Here is a 639-nt window from a genome sequence, read left to right on the forward strand (position 1 = left end):
TTTCTTCCGGCCCGGCCTCCGGAAACAGTCTCCCTACGGCGCTCCAGAGCCGGATACAGCGCTCACGCCCTGGGAGTGCCCTATCTGCCGGCAGACGCCAAGGGGCTTTGCCGCGCCTTGACGCAGGCTATCCACGGCGACCAGGACACCCGCGCGCTAGCTGCCTGCGGAAACCGGCCCGGAGAGATCACCAGTGGCCCACCCCACACCTGTCGCATGGGGAGCACGACGCCGTGCTCCCACCCCGAAAGGGGGCCGGGAGCCGACAAGGGGTTCTTATGCCTCTCGATGCAGAGAGCATCCAGATCGATGGGGTGACCTCAGGGGCCTACGGTTGACGACGGCACGCAGGGGCTCGGTACGGCGCAGCAGATCTACCGGATCGGGTGACGGACGAATCGGACACCGTTGACACGTCCGCGAGTTGGGAGCACGAGGGCTCCCAAAGGGCTCCCCATCGCTCCCAGCCCGGAAACGGTTAAGGCCGCCTCCGCTACCCGCGGAAACGGCCTCCGACCTGCAATGATGCTGGTCGGGACGACAGGATTTGAACCTGCGACCCCTTGACCCCCAGTCAAGTGCGCTACCAAGCTGCGCCACGTCCCGGTGCTCGTTCGGTTTGGGTTTTCCCTCGCCGAC

1 tRNA gene is annotated in these 639 nt (G+C 66.2%); it reads right to left on the reverse strand.

Annotated features, from left to right (window positions below):
• Positions 1-529: 529 nt before the first annotated feature.
• A tRNA-Pro gene (locus KN815_RS19695) sits at positions 530-606 on the reverse strand.
• Positions 607-639 lie beyond the last annotated feature (33 nt).

The organism is Streptomyces niphimycinicus (assembly GCF_018883605.1).
Taxonomy (GTDB): Bacteria; Actinomycetota; Actinomycetes; order Streptomycetales; family Streptomycetaceae; genus Streptomyces; species Streptomyces niphimycinicus.